Raw genomic sequence first — 2,651 nt, forward strand, 5'->3', positions numbered from 1 at the left:
ACACCGTTCTGGTCGAGAATAATCAGCTTCATTTATGGAATGTTCAGGCAGCCAGTCTGGAAATATCCGCAACGCGATTCATTGTTGCCTGCAAAGCAGCCAGCAGTGCCAGACGATTGCGCCGCAATACCTCGTGTTCGTCATTCACCATCACCTGATCAAAAAATGCGTCAACCGGCGTTTTCAATGCAGCCAGAATTTGCAGTGCTGTCACGTAATCACCCTTGTCAAACGCCTGCCTGGCATCCGAATCGATCCCGGACAAAGCCTGATACAGGGTAATTTCGGCCGGCGCCTGCAAACAGGTTTCATCAATACCGGCGGCAGCATCAAATTCAGATTTTTTGAGAATATTGCCTACGCGCTTGTTGGCAGCTGCCAGGCTGGCCGCTTCCGGCAAGGCGGCAAATGCACGCACCGCAGCCAGTCTCCTAGGAATTTCACACAACAAAGAAGGGCGCAGATACAGAACGGCTTCCACTTCCTGGGCGGTATACCCCTGATCGCGCAGATTGCTGGCGAGTCGATCAAAAAAGAAATCCAGCAATTGTGTTGTGAGTTCCGGCGTGACTGGCCGGGCATGATGTGCTTCTGTTCCCTGTTCGCCCACGACGGATGAATCCCCCAGTACACGCGCGGCACCCACAATCAATTCATCCAGCCCGATTGGCAGATTTTTTTCAATGAGGATACGAATGATGCCCAGTGCGTGACGGCGCAATGCATAAGGATCCTTGTCACCTGTTGGTAGCTGGCCGATGCTGAACAGGCTTATCAGTGTTTCTAGTTTGTCGGCCAGCGCCACACATACTCCAGCCTGGCTGCGCGGCAAGACATCTCCGGCAAAGCGCGGCTTGTAGTGATCTTCGATAGCAAACGCAATGGTTTCATCTATTCCCTCGAACTGTGCGTAGTAGCGCCCCATGATGCCTTGCAACTCGGGAAATTCTCCCACCATATCGGTAAGCAGATCAGTCTTGGCCAGCAACGCTGCCTGATCCGCCTGTACAGATAACGCTTCATCCCCCAGTAGCCGTGCGATCATGCGCGCGAGAGCCCGCACATAGCGGGTACGCAATCCCTGCGAACCAAGCTGATGGTGGTAAATCACCTTGTCCAGCTCGGGCAGCCGATCCGCCAGCGTCCGCTTGCGATCATGATCGAAGAAGAATTTTGCATCCGCCAACCTTGAACGAATCACCCGCTCGTTACCTGCAATAATCTGCGAAGGATCAGACGGCGTGCTATTGGAGACAATCAGAAACCGGTTGGTCAACCGCCCTGCCTGATCAAGTAAAGGAAAATACTTCTGGTTAATTTTCATGGTCGAAATCAGGCATTCCTGCGGCACTTCCAGAAAATCTGTCGGGAAGGTGCCCATCAGGATATTGGGTTGCTCCACCAGAGCAGTTACTTCATCCAGCAAGGCGGCATCATCCAGACACTGCAGTTGTGCTGCACGGGCAGCGGCTTCCAACCCTTCCCTGATCCGGTTGCGACGGCGGTCAAAACCCGGAATGACGGCACCTTCCGTTTCCAGCAACAATGCATAGTGATCAGCATGATCAATCACCAGCACATCCTGTTTTGCTTCAAAACGATGTCCCCGGGTCATGTTGCCGGCAGCAAATCCAAACGCCCTGATGGGCACGATACGCGATCCATGCAAGGCAATCAGTCCATGTACCGGCCGCACGAAATGCACATTCTCCCAGCCATCAGCCAGCTGATATGTCATAACCTTGGGCACCGGCAACTGCCGGACAGCCTCATCCACCGCTTTTTGCAATCCTGTAGCCAGCAAAACACCAGTCACGCTCTGCTCCAGCAGAAGCATTTCCGCCTTGCCATCCTGCACCCGCTTAAGTGCCGTGACGGAAATATTTTCTACGCCCAGCGCCGCCAGTTTCTTGCGCAAGGCGGCGGTCGGCTGCCCCTGTTCATCCAACCCGATGGCAACCGGCATCAGCTTGAGCGTCACGGCCTGATCCGGCGCCTGGTTGGTAATGGCAGTCAAATACAAAGCCAGCCGGCGTGGCGAGGCAAATACCGTCAGCGTGGTATCCGGTGTGGCGAGATGCTGATTTCTCAGACTCTCAACCACGGAAGCCGCGAAGGCATTACCCAGTTTATCGAGTGATTTGGGAGGCAGTTCCTCAGTCAGCAGTTCAACCAGCAGATTATCATTCATCAAGCGGTCTCCGTCTGATTCAGAACCTGGTCAACCCACTCGCGTGGTGCCAGCGGAAACGGCGGCTGCAGACGCAAGCGGCTATCGTAGTAGGCTTGCGCCACCCTGCGCGACAGATTGCGGATACGGCCGATATACGCTGCACGTTCAGTTACGGAGATCGCGCCGCGTGCATCCAGTAGATTGAAGGTATGCGCTGCTTTCAATACCTGTTCGTAAGCAGGCAAGGCCAGTTGCGCGTCGATCAGCTGGTTGGCCTGTGCTTCCAGCTTGCCAAAGGACAACAGCAGAAATTCGGTATCGCTATGCTCGAAGTTATAGGTGGATTGCTCCACTTCGTTCTGGTGATAGACATCGCCATAGGTCAACCCGTCCGTCCAGGTCAGGTCGTATACATTCTCTACCCCTTGCAGGTACATAGCCAATCGTTCCAGCCCGTAGGTAATTTCACCTGTGGCTG

2 protein-coding genes are annotated in these 2,651 nt (G+C 54.3%); both read right to left on the reverse strand.

The window, feature by feature from the left end; all coding sequences use genetic code 11:
- Positions 1-43: 43 nt before the first annotated feature.
- Positions 44-2,194 (reverse strand): glycine--tRNA ligase subunit beta, encoded by a 2,151-nt coding sequence (gene glyS / locus IT527_RS09685; RefSeq protein WP_292968445.1) that lies wholly within the window; start codon positions 2,192-2,194, stop codon positions 44-46.
- A partial coding sequence (locus tag IT527_RS09690) for a glycine--tRNA ligase subunit alpha (protein WP_292968448.1) occupies positions 2,191-2,651 on the reverse strand: 461 nt, incomplete at its 5' end. The genes glyS and IT527_RS09690, both read right to left, overlap by 4 nt.

Source organism: Nitrosomonas sp. (assembly GCF_020852615.1).
Taxonomy (GTDB): domain Bacteria; phylum Pseudomonadota; class Gammaproteobacteria; order Burkholderiales; family Nitrosomonadaceae; genus Nitrosomonas.